General features: G+C 70.0%; 18 protein-coding genes. 11 read left to right on the top strand and 7 right to left on the bottom strand.

From position 1 onward, the window contains the following. Nucleotides 1–270: 270 nt before the first annotated feature. From ACFZAM_RS20825 to ACFZAM_RS20790, 8 genes are all read left to right on the top strand, one after another. Nucleotides 271–1,818, top strand: a complete 1,548-nt coding sequence (locus tag ACFZAM_RS20825; RefSeq protein ID WP_391048016.1) for an ABC transporter substrate-binding protein — start codon at nucleotides 271–273, stop codon at nucleotides 1,816–1,818. 18 nt (nucleotides 1,819–1,836) lie between these two features. Continuing rightward, nucleotides 1,837–2,850, top strand: a complete 1,014-nt coding sequence (locus ACFZAM_RS20820; protein ID WP_391048013.1) for an ABC transporter permease subunit — start codon at nucleotides 1,837–1,839, stop codon at nucleotides 2,848–2,850. Beyond that, nucleotides 2,847–3,713 carry an ABC transporter permease subunit gene (locus tag ACFZAM_RS20815; RefSeq protein WP_391048010.1) on the top strand — a complete coding sequence of 289 codons (867 nt, stop codon included), beginning with the start codon at nucleotides 2,847–2,849 and terminating at the stop codon, nucleotides 3,711–3,713. Before ACFZAM_RS20820 ends, ACFZAM_RS20815 begins: the two co-directional genes overlap by 4 nt. Nucleotides 3,714–3,823: 110 nt before the next feature. Then, the gene (locus tag ACFZAM_RS20810; protein WP_391048008.1) at nucleotides 3,824–5,599 is read left to right on the top strand and encodes a dipeptide ABC transporter ATP-binding protein; all 1,776 of its coding nucleotides are present in this window, start codon (nucleotides 3,824–3,826) and stop codon (nucleotides 5,597–5,599) included. A 170-nt stretch (nucleotides 5,600–5,769) separates the two neighbouring features. Beyond that, nucleotides 5,770–7,068 (top strand): FAD-dependent oxidoreductase, encoded by a 1,299-nt coding sequence (locus ACFZAM_RS20805; protein ID WP_391048005.1) that lies wholly within the window; start codon nucleotides 5,770–5,772, stop codon nucleotides 7,066–7,068. Then, nucleotides 7,061–8,680 carry an amidohydrolase family protein gene (locus ACFZAM_RS20800; RefSeq protein WP_391048003.1) on the top strand — a complete coding sequence of 540 codons (1,620 nt, stop codon included), beginning with the start codon at nucleotides 7,061–7,063 and terminating at the stop codon, nucleotides 8,678–8,680. The genes ACFZAM_RS20805 and ACFZAM_RS20800 overlap by 8 nt, the downstream gene beginning before the upstream one ends. A 28-nt stretch (nucleotides 8,681–8,708) precedes the next feature. Next, nucleotides 8,709–9,608, top strand: coding sequence for a dihydrodipicolinate synthase family protein (locus ACFZAM_RS20795; RefSeq protein ID WP_391048001.1), 900 nt, complete (start codon nucleotides 8,709–8,711; stop codon nucleotides 9,606–9,608). Between the two features lie 245 nt (nucleotides 9,609–9,853). After that, on the top strand, nucleotides 9,854–10,423 hold the full coding sequence (locus tag ACFZAM_RS20790; protein ID WP_391047998.1) for a hypothetical protein: 570 nt from the start codon (nucleotides 9,854–9,856) through the stop codon (nucleotides 10,421–10,423). A gap of 40 nt (nucleotides 10,424–10,463) precedes the next feature. Here the strand turns inward: ACFZAM_RS20790 and ACFZAM_RS20785 are convergent, their stop codons facing one another. Next, a complete protein-coding gene (locus tag ACFZAM_RS20785; RefSeq protein WP_391047996.1) occupies nucleotides 10,464–11,372 on the bottom strand; it encodes an NAD(P)-binding domain-containing protein in 909 nt (302 codons plus the stop codon). 83 nt (nucleotides 11,373–11,455) lie between these two features. Here ACFZAM_RS20785 and ACFZAM_RS20780 point away from each other — a divergent pair, with 83 nt between their 5' ends. Beyond that, nucleotides 11,456–11,827, top strand: a complete 372-nt coding sequence (locus ACFZAM_RS20780; RefSeq protein ID WP_391047993.1) for a winged helix-turn-helix transcriptional regulator — start codon at nucleotides 11,456–11,458, stop codon at nucleotides 11,825–11,827. Between the two features lie 428 nt (nucleotides 11,828–12,255). Here the strand turns inward: ACFZAM_RS20780 and ACFZAM_RS20775 are convergent, their stop codons facing one another. The 6 genes from ACFZAM_RS20775 to ACFZAM_RS20750 all read right to left on the bottom strand — a co-directional run bounded on the left by ACFZAM_RS20775 (nucleotide 12,256) and on the right by ACFZAM_RS20750 (nucleotide 17,215). After that, on the bottom strand, nucleotides 12,256–12,990 hold the full coding sequence (locus ACFZAM_RS20775) for a hypothetical protein (protein ID WP_391047990.1): 735 nt from the start codon (nucleotides 12,988–12,990) through the stop codon (nucleotides 12,256–12,258). Nucleotides 12,991–13,228: 238 nt separating this feature from the next. Further along, the gene (locus ACFZAM_RS20770) at nucleotides 13,229–13,753 is read right to left on the bottom strand and encodes a hypothetical protein (RefSeq protein WP_355335148.1); all 525 of its coding nucleotides are present in this window, start codon (nucleotides 13,751–13,753) and stop codon (nucleotides 13,229–13,231) included. 276 nt (nucleotides 13,754–14,029) lie between these two features. Beyond that, a complete protein-coding gene (locus ACFZAM_RS20765) occupies nucleotides 14,030–14,752 on the bottom strand; it encodes a glycosyltransferase (RefSeq protein ID WP_391047987.1) in 723 nt (240 codons plus the stop codon). Beyond that, nucleotides 14,749–15,336: a methyltransferase domain-containing protein gene (locus ACFZAM_RS20760; RefSeq protein ID WP_391048224.1), complete on the bottom strand. Its 588-nt coding sequence runs from the start codon at nucleotides 15,334–15,336 to the stop codon at nucleotides 14,749–14,751. The genes ACFZAM_RS20765 and ACFZAM_RS20760 overlap by 4 nt, the downstream gene beginning before the upstream one ends. Nucleotides 15,337–15,380: 44 nt before the next feature. Then, nucleotides 15,381–16,151, bottom strand: coding sequence for a PIG-L family deacetylase (locus ACFZAM_RS20755; RefSeq protein ID WP_391047984.1), 771 nt, complete (start codon nucleotides 16,149–16,151; stop codon nucleotides 15,381–15,383). Then, nucleotides 16,148–17,215 (bottom strand): acyl-CoA dehydrogenase, encoded by a 1,068-nt coding sequence (locus ACFZAM_RS20750; RefSeq protein WP_391047983.1) that lies wholly within the window; start codon nucleotides 17,213–17,215, stop codon nucleotides 16,148–16,150. Before ACFZAM_RS20750 ends, ACFZAM_RS20755 begins: the two co-directional genes overlap by 4 nt. A gap of 227 nt (nucleotides 17,216–17,442) precedes the next feature. Here ACFZAM_RS20750 and ACFZAM_RS20745 point away from each other — a divergent pair, with 227 nt between their 5' ends. After that, nucleotides 17,443–17,571, top strand: coding sequence for an LPFR motif small protein (locus ACFZAM_RS20745; RefSeq protein ID WP_355335140.1), 129 nt, complete (start codon nucleotides 17,443–17,445; stop codon nucleotides 17,569–17,571). A 348-nt stretch (nucleotides 17,572–17,919) separates the two neighbouring features. Next, nucleotides 17,920–18,552, top strand: a complete 633-nt coding sequence (locus ACFZAM_RS20740) for an NAD(P)-binding domain-containing protein (protein WP_391047979.1) — start codon at nucleotides 17,920–17,922, stop codon at nucleotides 18,550–18,552.

Here is an 18,552-nt window from a genome sequence, read left to right as displayed (position 1 = left end):
CGAACGCGCGGCCTCCGTTCGTTGACTGAAACCGAGGCGTGGCCGGGCCGTTGTGCGCCTTCGTTACATTGAACGATTCCAGGCGGAAAATTGGGCGGATCGTCACCAGGTCCGCGCCGTTCGACGGCCATAGCCTCATCCAAACCCGTGAGCCTGATCACACGGGCGGCACACAACCGGCTGGGGGCTGGACCTCTGGCCCGAGGAGGACGGGTCATGAAGCGTAAACGGTCCATCAGACTCGTGGCGGTCAGCGCCACCGTTGTCTGCTTGGCAGCGCTACTGGCTGCCTGCAACGGCGCCGAGAAGCCGGGAGCGACCGGCGGCAGGGCGGACCTCCTGCGGTGGGGCATCGTCGCGGACAGCCTCGACAGCATCGACCCGCTCACGCTGACCTCGGGCAACAACCTTCTCGCCACGGTCTACGACGCCCTGCTCACCGCCGACCCGAAGGGCCAGCTGGCCCCGGGGCTCGCGGAGTCGTGGGACACCCCGGACCCGCGCACGTACATCTTCCACCTGCGCAAGGGCGTCACGTTCTGGGACGGCACCGAGATGACGTCCGCTGACGTGGTCGCCTCGCTGGACTACGAGCGCCTGGCGCCGTCCCCGTACGAGTCGCTGTTCGTGAACGTGAAGGACGTGACCGCCAGGGACGCGAACACCGTCGTCGTCACGCTCAAGCAGGCTGATTCCAGCGTCCTGTCGCTCCTCGCCAGCGTGGGAGCGAGCATCTTCCAGAAGAAGTTCTACGACGAGCACAAGGCCGACTTCGGCAAGCCGGGCACGCTGACCATGGCGACCGGGCCGTACCGGCTCGACCGGCTGAACCCGACCGAAGGCGCGGACCTCACCGCCAACCCGGACTGGTGGGGAGGCAAGCCGGCGATCCAGAGGGTGTCGGTCAAGCCCTTCAAGACCGTGACGAGCGCCGCGCTCGCCTACCGGTCCGGCCAGCTCGACGCCGCGTACCCGCTCGCGGACCCGCGAGCCTTCGCCGCCAGCTCCAAGGCGAAACTGGTGAAGGTCCCCGGGTGCAAGCAGACGTTCATGTCACTGAACACCCAGGTCGCCCCGTGGGACGACGTGCACGTCCGGCGCGCCTTCGCCTACGCGTTGGACCGCAAGGGCCTCGCCGCCGCCGAAGGCGACGGCGCCGTCACCTATGACAGCCTGTTCCCGGCCCAGGTCCTGGCCAAGGTGGCCGACAAGGCGGACATCGACACCATGATCGGCTCGCTCCCGCCCTACGCGTTCGATGTGTCCAAGGCGAAGGAAGAGATCGCGAAGTCGAGCCACCCGGGCAGCGTCAAGGGAACCTTCGAGGTTCCCGACGACGGAATCCGCCCCAAGATCGCTCAGGCCATCGCCGGAATGGTGGCGAAGGCCGGCATCGAGCTGGACGTCAAGGTCCTCTCCGAGGCCCAGTACACCCAGCGCGTCGGCGAAGGAGCGGCCAAGAAGAAGATCCAGCTCACGATCCAGCGACTTGACTGCTCGGAGGAGCCGAACACCACGGCCAGCTATCTCCTCGACAGCTCGCAGGCGGACATCGCCTACGCGAACTACGCCGCGTACAGCAATCCGGAGGCCGACAAGCTGGTCAACGCGGGGATCTCCACGGCCGACCGGGCGGGACGGTTCCAGGCGTACTCCGCCCTGGACAAGCTCGCCGCGCAGGACGTTCCCTACATCCCGCTCTACCTCGGTGAGAACGTCCTGGCGCTGTCGGACACCTTCACGTGGCCCGAGCTGAACCCGTTCTCCTCGGCCTACGGTCCGGCCGCGTGGGTGGCGCAGGTCAAGCCCGCGTCGTGACGGTGCCACGCGGCCGCGGTGACGCCGGCCGCGTGGGCCGCGAGCCCCAACGAGAAAAAGGCAACGATGCAAACACGAGCAATTTTCTTCCTAGTGCTGAGTCGGGTCCTGGTGTGCGCCGCGATGCTGGTCCTGATCTCGTTCGTCATCTTCTCTCTGCTGTACATCACGCCCGGCGACGCCGTGAGCAATCTGCTCGGCACCCGGAGGCGGACTCCCGAGACAGAGGAGCTGCTCCGGCAGCAGTACCACCTGAACGACCCGTTCCTCACCCAGTACTGGATCTGGTTGAAGGACGCCGTCCGGTTCGATTTCGGAAACTCGTCGGTCTCGACGCTTCCGGTCACGGACGAGATCAAGGCGCGGCTGCCGAATTCCCTGCTCCTCGCGGGCGTGGCCTATCTGCTGACCATGCTCATCGGAATCCCCCTGGGGCTGGCCGCGGCGGTGAAGAAGTCGACGTTCGTCGACCGCGGGATCGTGGCGTCGGTGATCGTCGGATTCAGCACACCGGTCTTCGTGGGCGCCGTGGCCCTGCTCTACGTGTTCGGGGTCCTTTTCGGATGGTTCCCGGTCTTCGGGGCCGGAAGCGGTTTCGTCGACAAACTGTGGCACCTGACCCTTCCGGCGCTCGCGCTCGCGATCTCCGGCGTCGCGCTCATCGTCAAACACACGCGGGCCGTGATGATCAAGGTGCTCGACCAGGACTACGTGACCTTCGCCCGGGCACGCGGGATGTCGTCCCGCCGGGTGTTCCTGTTCTACGCGCTGCGCAACGGCATGATCCCCGTGATCACGGTCAGCGTGCCCCTGCTCGCGTCCTTGGCCACCGGAGCGGTCCTCGTCGAGGTCACCTTCTCGATCCCGGGGATCGGCGACCTGCTCGTGCGGTCCGCGTCGAGCCAGGACCTCCCCACACTCCAGGCCATCGCGCTGCTGGTGGCCGCGCTGATCATGTTCGCGAACCTGGCGGCAGACATGCTCTACCTGGCCGCGGATCCACGCATCAGGCACGGAAGGCCGACCGCATGAGTGCCGCAGTCCCGCAGCTCGAAGATCCCGCCAGGCCCACGCGTCGCTCGACGCGCCCGTCCTGGACCGTACTGGCCTGCCTGGTGATCGTGGTCGGGGTCGTCGTCATGACCGTCCTCGGATCGGTCCTGGCCCCCCAGGACCCCGGCGCCCAGAACGTCTCGGACGTCCTCGCCTCGCCCAGCGCCGGGCACTGGCTCGGCACGGACGAACTCGGCCGGGACGTCTTCTCCAGACTGATCGCCGGAACACGCACCGCGTTCATCGGCCCGCTGGTCATCACCGTCGGCTCCATGCTGATCGGCAACCTGCTGGGTCTGTGGAGCGGGTACAAGAGAGGTGCCGTCGACGCGGTCGTCATGCGCTGGGTCGACTTCATGTGGGCGCTCCCCGGACTTCTCGTCATCGTGGTTGTCGCCGGTGCGTTCGGCGGCGGCTATTGGATGGCGGTGGCGCTCCTTCTCGTGCTGACGATCCCCTTCGACACACGCGTCATCCGAGGCGCGACACTGGAGCAGGTGCTCCTGCCCTACGTGGAAGCCGCGCGTGCGCTGGGCCTGTCGAACCGACGGATCATGCTCTTCCACATCTGGCCCAACGTCTCCGCGACCGCCGTCGCCAACGCGTTCCTGACCTTCGCCGGCGCCATCGTGACGCTCTCAGGACTGTCGTTCCTCGGATTCGGGGTCGACGCCGGTTCGCCGGACTGGGGTCTCATGCTCAAGGACGGAACCAGCCTGCTGTTCGAGAACCCCGCGGCGGCGCTCGGGCCCGGCGTCATGATCGTGGCGACGGCGATCTCGATGAACATCATCGGCGACTGGATGTACGAGGCGCTCTCGAGTCGTGGAGGAAGCAAGTGATGGCCCCCGAACAGTCGGACCGCGTGACGCGAGGGATGACCTCGAACACGGTCCTGAAAGTGCGCGCCCTCGGCGTTGACGCGGTCGGTCCTGACGGTACCCACCCGATCGTGACGTCGTTCGGACTCGACCTGTCCGCGGGAGAGACGATCGGGATCGTGGGGGAGTCCGGAAGCGGCAAGACCATGACCGCCCGCGCCATCATGGGTCTCCTGCCCGGATCGCTCGTCGCGCGCGGCGAGGTCGAGTACGACGGCCGCAATCTGCTGGAGCTGTCGGAACGCGAGTGGAGTCACGTCAGAGGACGGGAAATCGGGCTCGTACTCCAGGACCCGTTCACGATGCTCAACCCCGTGTTCCGCTGCGGGCGCATCATCGAGGAGTCGCTGATCTGGGAGGGCCGTCGGCGCCCGCCGCGATCCGAACGCAGGGCGGAGGTCAACCGCCGGCTCGCCGAGGTCGGACTCACCGACCCCTCGGTAGCGGATCGGTACCCGTTCCAGCTCTCCGGAGGCATGCGTCAGCGCGTCGCTGTGGCCGCGTCGCTCGCCCGCGACCCGAAGATCCTGATCGCGGACGAACCGACGACGGCTCTGGACGTCACGACCCAGAAGGAGATGCTCACCCTCCTGCGCGGTGTCCAGAAGTCGCGCGGAATGAGCGTCGTACTGATCACGCACGATCTGCGGGTGGCCTTCGCGATGTGCGACCGCGTCTACGTGATGTACGGCGGATCGCTCATCGAGGTCGCGCCCGGCTCCGACCTGGAGGCCAAGCCGCTGCACCCCTATACCCAGGGCCTGTTGCTGGCCGAACCGTCGGTCGACCGTCGGGTCGCCGAACTCCCCTCCATCCCGGGGTCGGTCCCCAAGGCCCGGGAGACCACGGGCTGCTGTGCCTTCGCCACCCGGTGCGAGTGGGTCACGGACCAGTGCCGCCAGGGACCGCCGCCACTGATCGAGGTCGCCGACCTGCGGTATTCGGCCTGTGTCCGCCTGCCGGAGATCAGTTCCGACATGGCGGCGAAGCGGGCCAGGATCGACGTCGTGGAAGCTCCGGTGCGAGACGTACGGGCGGAGCGGCCGCTGATCGACATCCGGGACCTGCGCAAGGAGTTCCGCGTCGGGCAGCGCACCGTCCACGCGCTCGCCGGGGTGTCGCTACAGGTGAACCAGGGGGAGAGCGTCGCCGTCGTCGGGGAGTCCGGTTCCGGCAAGACCACCCTCGCTCGCACGCTGCTGGGACTCGAGCGGTGCACCAGCGGCGACATCATGATCGACGGCATTCCCGCGCACGACTGGTCGCGGCTGAGCGCGGCGGATCTCCGTCGCCTTCGCGGAACCGTGCAGATGGTCTTCCAGGACCCCTACGCGAGCCTCAACCCGATGCGGAGCATCGGATCGGCCCTGTCCGAGGCGATCAGGTCGCACGAGAGCGCCACCAAGCACGCTTCGGGCGCGGTGGCCGACCTGTTGAAGACGGTCGGTCTTCCGGCCTCGTACGCGCAACGCAGGCCGTCGGCCCTCTCCGGCGGAGAACGTCAGCGCGTCGCGATCGCCAGGGCCCTAGCCGTCAACCCCCGGCTCCTGGTCTGCGACGAACCCGTCTCCGCCCTGGACGTCTCGGTGCGAGCCCAGATCATCAACCTCTTCGCGACGCTCCAGCGCGAACGCGGAGTCGGTTTCGTCTTCATCACGCACGACCTCTCGATGCTGCGGCAGATCACCGAGCGCGTCTGCATCATGTACCGCGGACGGCTCGTCGAATCCGGTCCGGTGGACCAGATCCTGGACCATCCGACCGATCCGTACACGATCAAACTGCTGCGGTCGATCCCCCGGTCGGACGCCGACTGGATCGACGCACCCGTCTCGACCGAGGTCTGACCGGCCGATCCGCGCGCGATCCGCGGCGAAATCCGCCGGTTCGCCGCGGCGCGCCGCGCCCGGCCCGTCTGTCCGGGCCGACATGATCATCCGGCTTTCTGGTCCGAATGAACGAACAACGCGTCCGGAAGCCTTGGCAAAGTCCCTCCTTGAGTAACTGACGCACACGAGTGGAAGGGCTGCCGATAGTGGTGAATGGCGAGCATTGCGTGGTCGTTGGCGCCGGCGCCGCCGGCTTGTGGACGGCTTGGGCGCTGACCGAGGTCGGAATGCGCGTGACGGTGCTCGACGCCGGTGCCGCGGCGGCCGGCGCGTCCTGGGGCAACGCGGGCTGGATATGCCCCGCCCAGGCCGGGCCGGTGCCCGAGCCCGGCATCATCATGCACGGCCTCAAGGACCTGACCCGGCGTGATTCCGCGCTCCACTTCTCGCCCGCGGCCCTCCTGCGCCTCGGACCCTGGATCGCGACGTTCGCGCGCTACTGCAACGACCGGTCGTACTCCGACGGGCTGGCGGCGTTGTCCACGCTCGGGTACCCGTCCTTCAAGCTCATCGAACGGCTCGGCCTCGACGAGCACTTCGACAAGACCGGTCTCCTGACCGTCTCCAAGAACCCCGCGGACATCGAGCACTTCATCGAGAAGATCGCGCCGCTGGCCAAGTTCGGGCAGGGAGCCACGACAGAGGTCCTGACGGGCAGCGCGGTCCAGGACCTGGACCCCACGGTGCCACGAGGCCAGGCGGCAGCGTTGATCGGCAACCACTGGCAGATCGTTCCCCACGCCTACATGGCGGCGCTGATCGAGAAGGTGGTCGCCGCAGGTGTCGAGATCCGCGAGCACGAGCCCGTCGAGCACCTCCACGCGCAGGGCGGACGGGTGCGAGCGGTGCGCACGAACCGCGGTACGTACGAGGCCGACCACGTGGTTCTCGCGGCGGGAGTGAACACCACCGCGCTGGCACGCTCGATCGGCCATCGCCTTCCGGTGATCGGCGGCAAGGGCTACAGCTTCGACGTCCGGCCGGGGCGGATGCCGAGGCAGGCGATCCAGACCCTCGACACGCACCTGGCGATCTCGCCGATGGGCGGCACGCTGCGCGTCGCCGGGGCGATGGACTTCACCAACTCACCGACCCGCATCCCCCCACGGCGCGTCAGGGCGATGCGGCGCTCGGCTCAGGCCCTCCTCGGGCCGTGGACCGACGAGTCGGCCGCCTGGTCGGGTCTGCGCCCCGTGGCTCCTGACGGCCTCCCCATGATCGGCAGGCTCGCGCCGGACTCGAACGTGTTCGTCGCCACCGGGTACCAGATGCTCGGCATGACGATCTCACCGGCCGCCGGAGTGCACCTCGCAGAGGCGATCGCCTCGGGGGACGACGGTCGTACCGGGCCGTTCTCGGCGCAGCGGTTCGCCCGCGGGAAGACGCGCAAGACGATGAGGGCCCAGGAGGGGAGTCGGGATGCGTAGTGATCTGGTGGTGCGCGGCGGCCTTGTCGCCGACGGCACCGGCGCACCGCTCAGACGCGCGGACGTATTGGTCCGGGGTGACCGGATCGTTCTCGTCGGCGAGGTCCCCGACACCGACGTGCCCGAGGTGGACGCCGCCGGCGCGTTGGTCGCGCCCGGCTTCATCAACGTGCTCAGCCAGGCTTACGAGTCGCTCCAGCGTGACCCCCGAGGTCTCTCCGACCTCTACCAGGGCGTCACGACCGAGGTGTTCGGCGAAGGCTACTCGCTCGGCCCCGTGGAGGGCCGGATGCGCGCCATCGCCAAGGACTACGCCGAGCGGACCCACGTCCGGCATGAATGGCCGCGGATCAACGACTTCCTGAACCACATGGCCGACGCGGGCGTCGGACCGAATGTCGCGAGCTTCGTCGGGGCGGACAACCTCCGCATGGCCTTCGCCGGTCAGCAAGACCGTCCGCTGACGCCCGACGAGCTGGCCGCCGCCCGCCGGCTCCTCGACGAAGAACTGGCGGACGGCGCGCTGGGTCTGGGCTCCGCTCTCATCTACGCCCCGGGCATGTACGCCTCGACCGACGAGCTGACCGCCTTCGCGGAAGTGCTCGCCGAGCACGACGCGCTCTACATCTCGCACATCCGCAACGAGTCCGACTCCCTGCTCGAAAGCCTGGACGAGCTCATCGGGATCGCCGAGAGGTCGGGAGCCCGGGCCGAGGTCTACCACCTGAAGGCGGCAGGCCGGGACAACTGGCCCCTGATGGCCTCCGCGATCCAGCGCATCGAGGAAGCCAGGGCCGGCGGCCTCGCCGTCACGGCCAACGTCTATCCGTACGAGGCGGGCGCTACCGGCCTTGACGCGTGCGTCCCCCCACGATTCCACGACGGCGGCCCGGACGCTTTGCGCGGCAAGCTCGCGCATGAGGACTTCCGGGAAACGGTCAAGGAGGCCATCCGGGCCTCGGGCGCCGACTGGGACAACTGCTACAAGAGCGCGGGCGGCGCTGACGGAATCCTGCTCCTGGGCGGCAACACCTCCGAGTGGAACGGCATGACACTCACGCAGGTCGCGACGCGGCGCGGTGACGCGGATCCGCTCGACACCCTTCTGGACCTCGTCGTGGCGGACTCGCAGATGATCATCGCGCTGTTCGAGATGACGGAGGAGAACGTCCGTCTCGCCCTGCGGAGCCCATGGGTCTCGGTCTGTTCCGACGCCGAAGCGTGGACGGCCTCTCCTCCGTACACCGACGCCCCGACGCATCCGCGGGCCTACGGGTCCTTCGCCCGCGTTCTCGGTCCGTACGTCAGGGACGGCGTCCTGCGGATCGAGGACGCCGTCCGACGGATGACGAGCCTGCCCGCGCGGACGCTGCGTCTCACCGACCGCGGCGTCATCCGCGAGGGCGCCTTCGCGGATCTCGCGATCTTCGAGCCCGACAGGGTCCGGGACCTCGCCACCTACTCCCACCCACACCAGTACGCCGACGGGATGCGGCACGTGATCATCAACGGCGTTGTCGCGTTCCGCGGGGGAAAGCCGACCGACGAGCTCGGCGGTCGCGCGCTACGACGCGGGACCCGGCCGACGACGAGCGGCTTCCGAGCCCGGTGAACCCGTCGACGAACGACGAAGGAGAGCGATGACAACGCCGGTCAGCGGCATACTCGCGGCAGTGGTGACCCCTTTTCGCGCTGACGGTTCGACCGTCGACGCCGGGGGAGTCCGTCGCCAGGTCGAGCACATCGTCGGTGCGGGCGTGCACGGCGTGGTGCCCTTGGGCAGCACCGGCGAATTCACGACGCTCAGCAACGCGGAGCGGAAGGAGGTCGCCGACCTCTACCTGAAGGCTGTGGACGGTCGGGTGCCCGTCGTCGTGGGCACCGGAGCGTTGACCACCGGCGAGACGATCGACCTCACCCGGCACGCGGCTGACGCCGGCGCGACGGCGGTCATGATCGTGCCCCCCTACTACGGCGCTCTCGGCTGGAAGGAGGTCGTGGCGCACTACGGGGCCGTCTCCGACGCGGTGGACATCGACATCATGTTCTACAACCTGCCGGACGCCACGGGACTGGACATCTCGGCCGGGCGGTTGGCCGAGCTCGCCCGGAGCACCCGCGTGACGTCGTTCAAGGACACCGGGGGTGACGCGGTGAAGTTCGCCACGGTCCTTCACCACTACGCGGACGTCATCCAGCCGCTCAACGGCTACGACACCCTCACGTTCTCCGCCATCGCCGCCGGCGCGCGGGCGGGAGTCTGGGGAGCGGCGAGCGTCATCCCTCAACTGTGCGCGGACTTCTACGAGACCCTCGCGGTCCGCGGCGACCTCGCCGAGGCACGGGAGCAGTGGACGAAGATCTTTCCGATCTGCGAATTCCTCGAGGCGCACCCGTACGCAAGCGCGATCAAGACCGGCCTCGACCTGGTCGGCGTCCCCAGCGGACCCCCCCGACTCCCGGCCCTCCCCCTCACCCCCGAGCACGCGACCACCTTCGCCCGGCTCCTCCGCGAAGCCGGGATCGACCTGCCCCGCTGAGGGGTTCTTCACATCGACCTCGCACATCACCACCGGCGTGGTCGCCTCGCACCGCAAACGCCTCGGGCCGGTCACAGGTGCCCGGCGGAGCAGCAGCCGACGCCTCGGATGCGACTGCGCCGGGTCCTGAGCCGGGACCGGCCGAATTCGCTTCGCCATGACGCCACTTCATGCGCTCTTGCATCCGACGGGCTGTCAGGACACGCTTTCCGCGGAGCCCTGTGAACGCTTGTTCAGTGGGAGGTGTGGCCGTCAAGGGAACCGACGTCCTGGGATTCCTCCTGGCCTACAGCGACGCCCAGATCGAACCTGACGAGTGGTTGAACCACCAGATCAAGACCACGCTTGGCAGCTTCCTGGTGATCAAGCAGGTGTGCGTGGCCCGTGACGCGTCGCGGCAGGGCGTCGCGTCACGCCTGTACCACCATGTGCTGGAGCGCTGGACGGCCAACCCGGTGATCGCCGCGGGCCTCGCGGCCACCTTGGCGTTTACCCTCGGCAAAGAGGGCGCGCAGTCACAGGAAGTGGCCCGGGGCGTCGGAGCGGTCATCACGGTGATCGGGTTCGTCTCCGGGCTGGCGTTCGCCGTCATGCTGCGCTACGGACGCCGCTATTTGCAGACCCGCAAGAGCACGGTCGTGGAGCTGGAAGAGCACATGGCGTGGCACGGCGGGCAGCGGATAGTGGGACGCCGGCTGACAGAGCCGGGATCAGGGTGGCTCCAGGCGTCCCCGACCGGTCTCGTGATGGTGCTGCTTCCCGTCTTCGTCTCACTGGGCTGGCTGGCGATGCTGGTGGTCGTGCTGACGAACTGATGCTCCCTCAAATACCCCTCTACGACGGTGCCGTGTGGGGTCAGTGCGGCTTTCGGATGCTGTCGATGATGCGGGTCCAGTTGTCGCTGCCGTGGCCGTTGTCGATGGCGCGGCGGTAGTGGGCCTGGACGGCCAGGGGGAGCGCGGGGTCGAGGCCGAGTGACGTGCTGGTTTCGACGATGTGGTCGGATGTCGCGCCCATCATGGTGACCGTGCTGAGGCCGCCGGGGTGTTCTCCGGCGTCCAGCGCGGTGCCGGGGGTCGCTTCGCCGGCCCTGAGGATGGCGCCGATCGAGTCGGCGGAGGAGAGCAACTCCGGCAGTGCTTCCTTCGCCGTCATTCCCGCGGTGCCCAGCATCGCGGTGGCGTGCATCAGTGCGGACAAGGTGGTGAGGAATACCGTGAGCTGGGCTTGGTACATCATCTGGGCGAGACCCGGATCCACGCCCAGATACTTCGGTGCGCCGAGCAGCGCCAGTGTCGGCCGGTGGCTCTCCATCGCCTCGGTGGGGCCGCTGTAGTAGACGTGGGCCGCGTCCGTGCCGACCATCGGTGCCGGGACCATGACACCGCCGGTGAGGAAGGTGGCGCCGTGGGCCGATGCCCAGGATGCCGCTTCGCGTGAGCGGTCAGGGGTGTCGGAGCTCAGGTTGACCAGTGTCCGGTCGGCGAGCGACGCGGTGGCGCTGTCGAGGATGTCGTACATCGCCTGGTAGTCGGTGAGGCTGAGGATCACGAGGTCACTTGCCTCGACCGCCTCGCGGGGTGTCGGTACGAGGACCGCTCCGTCGGCGACGACGCCGTCGGCCCGGCCGGCGGTGCGGTTCCAGACGGTGACCGGGTGGCCGGCGGCGAGGAGGGTACGGGTCATCGCCTGGCCCATCGGGCCGAGTCCGATCACGGTGACATTGCTGTGTTGCCTGGTGGTGCCGTGCTGTTGTTCGTTCACCTCTTCATGCTCGGAGAGGGCCACTAATCTGGGAAGTACCCACTATTTTCTGCGGTACTTACCTTTTAGTAAGGGGATCAGTGATGGCGAGGGCGCCGAGGTGCGGGCCTTACATCTGCGGCATCGACGCCGCGCTCGACGTGGTGAGCGGCAAGTGGAAGGGACTCATCCTCTGGGAACTTGACGCCCATCGTGTGCGCCGCTTCGCCGAACTCCGTCGCGGCCTGCCCGGAGTGAGCGAGAAGATGCTGACGCAGCACCTGCGCGAGATGGAGGAGGACGGACTGGTGCACCGGAAGGTCTTCGCCGAGGTGCCGCCGCGGGTGGAGTACTCCCTGACCGAGCACGGGCGCACGCTCAATCAGGCGCTCGGGCCGCTCGCCGTCTGGGGGAGCGAACGGATGCGTCGCGAAGGCTCCGAAGTGGTCGAGGTAGCCGAGATCTCCCACGACTGAGGGCTGCCCGGTACAGATCATGACCTCGTCTCGGGCACGGTGAGCCGCCCTGCGGCCGTACCGCTGGTTCTTCGGCCCGGTGCGCTTCGGCGGGGCCTATGGGCCCGCGGCGCGTCCTCCCGTGCTCATTCAGGTGCGGCTGTCGGCAAGGGCCGCCAGCACCTCACGCTCGATCTGCTCGGGTCCAGGCCGAGGGCTCTGCCGATGTGCGCCGACCACACCTCCGAGCGCAGATTCGTCTCGAACATGCCGCGTGCAGAGAGACGAAGCCCATCGTGCCCGCGAACGAGGTGATGGCGTCGGCCATGCGGTCGTGCGTGCCCGCATCCTGGCGTACACCACCCGTTCGTGCCGGAGCCGGACCAGCGGAAGATGGGGGAGCGGACGGTTTTCGGCGGGGGAGTCGAAACGGCCCATAGTGCCGGTGATCAGTCCGATGACGGCGCGGTTTCCCTGACCGAAGCGGGTGCGGGGCGGATCTGGGTTCCGGTGGTGCCGAGGAGGATGCCCAGGGCGTTGTCGACCGGGCCGATCGCCGCGACGCCGCCGGTGCGGGTGACGAAGTCGGCGGCGATCGCGGCGCGGGTGACCACGGCCTCGGGCAGACGTACGCCGGACAGTTCGTCGGGGGTCAGCCGCAGCAGCGGCCTGGGGCGGCCGTGTCCTCCCGCGGCGAACAGGTGCGTGGCGCCGGTGAGGAACAGCAGGATGTCCGCGTCCAGTTCGACGGCCAGCAGCGCCGCCGTCCGATCCGGGTCCACCGTCACCGGTACGGTCCGCAGGCGCGCGGTGCCGCGTTCCCGTATGACGGGGATGCCGCCGCCGCAGACCACCACGGTGCCGTCGGCCAGCAGTTCCCGGACGACCTGAGCCTCGGGAACGGCCTGCGGGCGTACGCGGGGCCGGTCCGGCAGGCTCACCTGCGGGTCGTGGGCGCCGACCTGGGCGTGGGTCACGAGCGCGACCACGGTACGGCCGACGAGCACGGAGTCCAGCGCGCGTACCAAGCGCGATCCGGTGACGGTCTGGGTCTCGGCGGGAGCGCCGTGGACGATGACGACCTCGTGACCGGCCCGGAGGAGTTCGGCCAGCGACGCGGCGGCCGGATCGAGACCGTCGTCGCCGACGAAGGTGTCGGTGTCGATGCTGACGATGATGCGCATACGGACGCTCCTCGGGAGGGGCGGGACTCCCGAGGGCGCGTATCGCCGTGGCGTCCCGCCCTGTCCACGCTCCCGCGCGCACGGCCGGGTGTCGTGGGGCCCAAGGGCCCGAGACGGGTGCCGGTCGGCCCCGCCCGGTCGGCGCCTGACGGCCCTGCGGCCGTAGCAGCGTCCGTCGGAGGAAGGCGGCAGCGCCTTGCCGGCCGGGCGCCGGTGGACAGCCGGTGCGGGACAGGTCTCAGCCGGCCGGCTGCAAAGCCCAGTAGTGCGGGTCGATGGGGGCTTGCCGCACCACGATGCGGCCGGTGACGTCGGGGCTGTCGACGAGTTTCCCCCACGAGTTGGAGTGGTCGCTGGGGGTGTGCTCGATGTCGGCCCAGACGACGCTGCCGGGTCCTGCGGAGCCGTAGGAGACGGTCCACTCGGCGTACTTGTCGGAGCAGGCGTCGGTGACCTTCACGTGGTAGTCCGTCGTCAGGCCCAGGCAGGTGCGCGGGTCGGAGTCCGGCGTGGAGACCTCCATGGTTCCGTTGGGGCGTTGCCGTACCTGCCAGTTCGCCGACGTGGAGGCGGTGTCCGTGCAGGCGCCCAGCGCCACCATGCCGATACGCGCCTTCGTTTTGGGCCAGGTCAGGCACATGCCGTCCTTGAGGGCCGCGAAACGGTAGACCCCGTCGACGAGCGGGGCGGCGTGGGCGGGTTGCGCGAGTGCCGCGGTGGCGGCGGCAGCGGCGGCCATGATGGCGATGACGCGTGAACGCATGGGGTGGGACTCCTCGAACAGCCGTGGTCGATCTGATCGCGCGTCACGGGCGCGCGGTCGACGCGCAGCCCGCCGGAGACGGCGGCGGCACCGATCCTGGAGCACCGGCCCGCTCGGCGGCAGCCCGCGGTGGCCGCTGTCACCCGGCTGGCTGAGCCGCGTCACCCGATGGCGTGGCGGCGAGAGGTCCCCGCGCTGTCGCGGGTGCCAGCGGTGTCGGTCGTCGGTGGTTTCACGTACCCCTTGGCCGATACGCCGTGCCGGTCAGCTCGCCGGTCAGCTCGCCGGTTCGCTGCGGGCGGTGTGTTCGGCCTGCGCGGCGAGGAAGTCCGCGAAGCCGCCGCGGGCGCGGCCGTGCAGACGGGGCGAGGTCATGACAGGGGCGGCCGAGGTGCGCAGGACGCGATGACCGCGGCCGACCAGCGCGGCGACCAGTGCGTGGTCCTCGCCGACGTCGAGCGGCGGGAACCCGCCCACATCGCGGTAGGCGCTGGCACTCAGGCCCAGGTTGGCGCCGTGGACATGGGGGTGGTGCCAGTGGGCGCCGTCGGCCGGACGGGTGGCTTCGTAGCTGAGCTGGTGCCGGGCGGTGAGGGCGGTCGCCGTCGGCACGGTCACGGTGCCGACGACCGCGTCCCACCCGTCACAGGCGAGAGCGCTGTGGTGTGCCAGCCAGTGCGGGGGTACGGCGCTGTCGGCGTCGGTGGTGGCGAGCCACACCCGCTCGTGCGGGACGGCGATCTCCGCCAGCGCGTGCTCGGCGCCCGTGGCGCGCGCCCGGCCCGGACTGCGGAAGCCGACCGGCACCACGAGGGCTCCGGCCCGGTGCGCGATCCGGGCCGTGCCGTCACGGCAGGAGTCCGCGACGACGACCGTGCGAATCCGCACGGCGGCGAGTGCGGGGTGGCGCGCGGCAGCCGCGACCGCCTCCAGCGCGGCGGGCAGGAGCGCCTCCTCGTTGTGCGCCGGGATGACGACGGCGATGGCCTCGACCCTCACACCAGACCCTCGCGCTCGGCGGGACCGGGCGGGCTGCTCCCGTCGGCCAGGTCACGGCCGTGGACCTGGAGGACGAAGTCGGCCTCGCGGTGATCGGCGAGCAGTGACAGCCCGGGCAGGCCGGTCACGCGGTCCGCGATCTCGGTGCCCGTCCACAGGTGTTCGGGCACCGGGTGGTTCCAATGCACGGTGACGAGATGCCCGCCGGGCTCCAACGCCGTCCGGGCCCGGTCCAGAAGCCTGTCGAGATCGGAAGCGGCGAAGTAATAGAGCACTTCGGACAGCACGACCAGGTCGAAGGAGCCGTCCGGCCACTGGTCGGGCAGTGTGAGCTGACGTACCGTCACATTCTCTGCTGCGGCGGTACGTTGCCGCGTGGTCGCCACGGCGGACGCGACCCGGTCGCAGGCGAGTACCTCGTCGCAGCGGGTCGCCAGTCGGCGAGTCAACTCACCGACCGAGCACGCGGGTTCGAAGGCCCGGCGGTAGCGCGGCAGGGGGAGCGCGGCCACGGTGATGTCGTACTTGCGCCGCTCGTACCAGCGTTCGGCGAGGTGCCAGGGGTCCTCGCCCCCGCCGTACATCGTCTCGAAGTAGGCGGCGGGCGTACTCGCCGCGTTCGTCCGGCTCACTGGAACATCACCTCGTGCGCGCGGAGGTGGTGGGCCACCTCGTCGGGCGGCAGGACCGCGGCGTCCTCCGGCGCGGGGCCGATGGGCTCGACCTGGGTGGCGAACCGGGCGACGGCGGCGCGCTTGCGGGCCTGGACGTCCGCGGGCAGGGTGACCCGGTGCGCGGAAGGCCACGGGACACGCGGGTCGCCGGGGCGGGCCCAGTGCCACATCCACACGGGATACATCAGGCAGGGCACGGACGCCTGCGCGGCGGCGGCGAGCGCGGCCCGTCCTGCGGCCTCATGGTCACCGTGGACGTCGCCGATCCACGGCGCGAGGCACAACGAGGCGCCCTCCAGCACCGGGACGAGTGCCTTGACGATCTCGTCCTCGTGGAAGGCCACCCGGGTGTCCGGCACTTGCAGCCGGACGACGTGGGCCGTGCCCGTGCCCAACGCCGCGAGGGCCTGGCGGAGTTCTTCGGCGCGCAACTGTGTCAGCCGCCCGGGCGTGACGGCTTTGCTGTCGGCGTGCGACTGCTCCCCGTCGGTGACGGAGACCACGGTGAGGGCGGTCCCCGCGTCCGCCAGCATCGCCATCGTCCCCCCGGCGCCCAGCACTTCGTCATCGGGATGCGCGGCCACCACGACCACCCTGCCCGCCTCGGGCAGCCGCAGCTCGGGAAGCGCGCGCCAGCCGTCCCAGTCCCGCCAGAGCGCCTCGTCGGTGCCCGGCGCCTGGATGGGGTTGGCGTATGCGGGCGGCGGGCCTGGTTGCTCGCTCACGACGGCTCCTTGCGGGCGGCGAGGCCGCCCAGTTCGGCGAGGTTGCGCTCGGCGTGGTGTTGGCGGATGTACACGGTCAGGTCAGCGGTGTTCCGGGCGTGGCGTTCGTCGTGGCACAGCGGACCGGCGCCGGTGGCCCGTCCCACGTGCGTGAGGACGTCGGCGCACACGGACTCGACGAACGCGCGGGTGCGCAGGCTCCGCATCCGCGCGGTGCCGCCGGTGTCGGACGGATCGCCGTCGATCTCCGCTGCGGCCTGCTTCAGCACGGCCGCCGCGGCATGGAGCAGCATGTCGACCGCGCCCATGTGCGCGTCGGTGTGCGGATCGGGGCCGCGATCGGCGGCGGCGCGCAGCAGAACGTCGGCGACGGCGCGGGCCCCGCCGTACCAGCAGGCTGCCACGCCGATACCGCCGTGCTGGAACCCCGGCCGCTTCAGATAGCCGCCGACGTCGCCGACCGGCACACCGGGCACATGGTCGAAGCGCACGTCAGGGGTGTCGCTCCCGGCCATCCCGACGGCCTGCCAGGTGCCCGGCACCGGGCGGCAGCCGTCGGCCACCCCCGTCCGTACCGCGAACAGCCGCTTTCCCCGCTCCGTCGCCGCGGTGACCAGCGCGTGGGTGCAGCTGTGGGCTCCCGAGCAGTACTGCTTGAGCCCGGTCAGCACCCAGCCGTCGCGGTCACGGGCGGCGTGCAGTCCTTCGCCCGGCGGTTCGGCCGCCCACACGCCCCACCGCTCTCCCGGCCGGGGCGGCGGCGCGTCCAGTTCCGCCAGGATCGCCGCCGCGTCCACGTGTCCTTCGAAGAGCCGGGCCGCGCACAGATCCCGCTCGGCCACCGAGGTGAGGACGGCGAAGCGCTCCGCCGTACGACCCGAGCCCGGCAACGGGCAGTCCAGCGCTCCCGACGTCAGAGCGGCCACCAGCTCCGCGAAACGCTCCGCCGACTCCCGGGCCGCCGCGGCGACGGGAAGACCCGTCGCCGCGTCGTGGGCCGCCGGACCAGGAGCGGTCGCCGGTGGAGCGGTGGCGGGCCCGTCCTGCCGCGTGGTGCTCCGCATGTGTGGTGGCCTCCCTCGGTGACGACTCGTACGCATTCACAGCCTCACCCGGGACAGTGGCGTACGCATCCGGATGCCCCGCGGGGGCCGTCCTACACGGTCGCGCGGACAGTTCCCATGAGAACGAGCGGGAGAGCCCATGGGCGGCCGCTATCCGGGTAGGGGACCAGGTGAGGCTCCACACGCGGTGCCGGACAACCGCACCGCGTACCGAAGGAGGGTGAGCCATGTTCAAGGCCATCGCAGATGTACTCGGAAAGATCGGCAGCGCTGTCGCCACGGTGGTGTCCCTGCCGTTCCGGGCCGTGGGCCGCCTGTTCGGCGGAGCGTCCGACACAGCCCACGGTCACCACTGACACATCGGGCACCCTGGCGTCGCGCCGCGGTGGCTTGTCTCGGGTCACCGCTCCGGATGCGGGCGTCCGCCGCTTCCCGCAGGATGACAGAGTCGCCGACGTTCTCGGGACCGTCCTGAGCTGGGCTTTTCATAGGGCGCCGCACCATGGCGGGACCGGAGCAGCGTCGCCTCGGTCGTGACCGGTGCCGGCGGGGTGCGTACGGCCCGGTGTGCTCTGGCCGCACTCGACCGTGATGAGCCGGTCGCCGCGCTCCCCGAGCACGGAGCCGGACGGTGCCGGCCGTATACCCCTCTCCGGGCGCTCGGTCGCGGCCCTCGTCGGCCTTGACGGAAGAAGGAGTCAGCCATGCAGATCACGATCGTCGGTGCGGGCAACATGGCCCGCGGCATCGCCACCCGCGCCCTCGCGGGCGGCCACCGGGTCCGTCTCGTGGACAGCAACCGGGCCAAGGCGGACGCCCTCGCCGCCGACCTCGGCGCGGACGCGAGCGGCGCGGACTTCGACGCGCTGGACGGCGCGGACATCACCGTGCTCGCCCTGCCGTTCGAAGCGGCGAAGACGGTGGCCCGTGAACACGCCCGGGCCCTCGCGGGCAAGGTCGTCGTGGACATCTGCAACCCCGTCGACTTCTCCACCTTCGACTCGCTCGTCACCCCGCCCGGCGTGGCCGCAGTCAGCCTGGTCGCGGCCGAGGCTCCGCAGGCCCGCTTCGTCAAGGCGTTCAACACGACCTTCGCGACCACGCTGGTGGCCGGCGAAGTGGCCGGTCAGCCTCTGGACGTGTTCATCGCCACGGATGACGACGACGCGCGGGCGACCGTCACCGAATTCGTCACGAGCGGCGGCCTGCGCCCCCTCGACGCCGGACCGTTGCGCCGCGCCCTGGAACTGGAGGCGTTCCAGTTCCTGCACATGACGCTCCAGGACCGGCTCGGACTGAAGTGGTCCAGCGCGATCAAGATCATTCCCGAATCCTGA

Source organism: Streptomyces sp. NPDC008079, assembly GCF_042957385.1.
Taxonomy (GTDB): Bacteria; Actinomycetota; Actinomycetes; order Streptomycetales; family Streptomycetaceae; genus Actinacidiphila.
Note: the sequence above shows the minus strand (reverse complement) of the source record. Positions and strands in the feature narration are given on the sequence as shown.

Bases quoted from the DNA above. Each gene is read 5' to 3' on its own strand.
- ACFZAM_RS20760 (WP_391048224.1), bottom strand. From the start codon at position 15,336: ATGTACGGCGGGGGCGAGGACCCCTGGCACCTCGCCGAACGCTGGTAC.
- ACFZAM_RS20780 (WP_391047993.1), top strand. From the start codon at position 11,456: ATGGCGAGGGCGCCGAGGTGCGGGCCTTACATCTGCGGCATCGACGCC.
- ACFZAM_RS20770 (WP_355335148.1), bottom strand. From the start codon at position 13,753: ATGCGTTCACGCGTCATCGCCATCATGGCCGCCGCTGCCGCCGCCACC.
- ACFZAM_RS20740 (WP_391047979.1), top strand. From the start codon at position 17,920: ATGCAGATCACGATCGTCGGTGCGGGCAACATGGCCCGCGGCATCGCC.
- ACFZAM_RS20745 (WP_355335140.1), top strand. From the start codon at position 17,443: ATGTTCAAGGCCATCGCAGATGTACTCGGAAAGATCGGCAGCGCTGTC.
- ACFZAM_RS20800 (WP_391048003.1), top strand. From the start codon at position 7,061: ATGCGTAGTGATCTGGTGGTGCGCGGCGGCCTTGTCGCCGACGGCACC.
- ACFZAM_RS20795 (WP_391048001.1), top strand. From the start codon at position 8,709: ATGACAACGCCGGTCAGCGGCATACTCGCGGCAGTGGTGACCCCTTTT.
- ACFZAM_RS20815 (WP_391048010.1), top strand. From the start codon at position 2,847: ATGAGTGCCGCAGTCCCGCAGCTCGAAGATCCCGCCAGGCCCACGCGT.
- ACFZAM_RS20775 (WP_391047990.1), bottom strand. From the start codon at position 12,990: ATGCGCATCATCGTCAGCATCGACACCGACACCTTCGTCGGCGACGAC.
- ACFZAM_RS20750 (WP_391047983.1), bottom strand. From the start codon at position 17,215: ATGCGGAGCACCACGCGGCAGGACGGGCCCGCCACCGCTCCACCGGCG.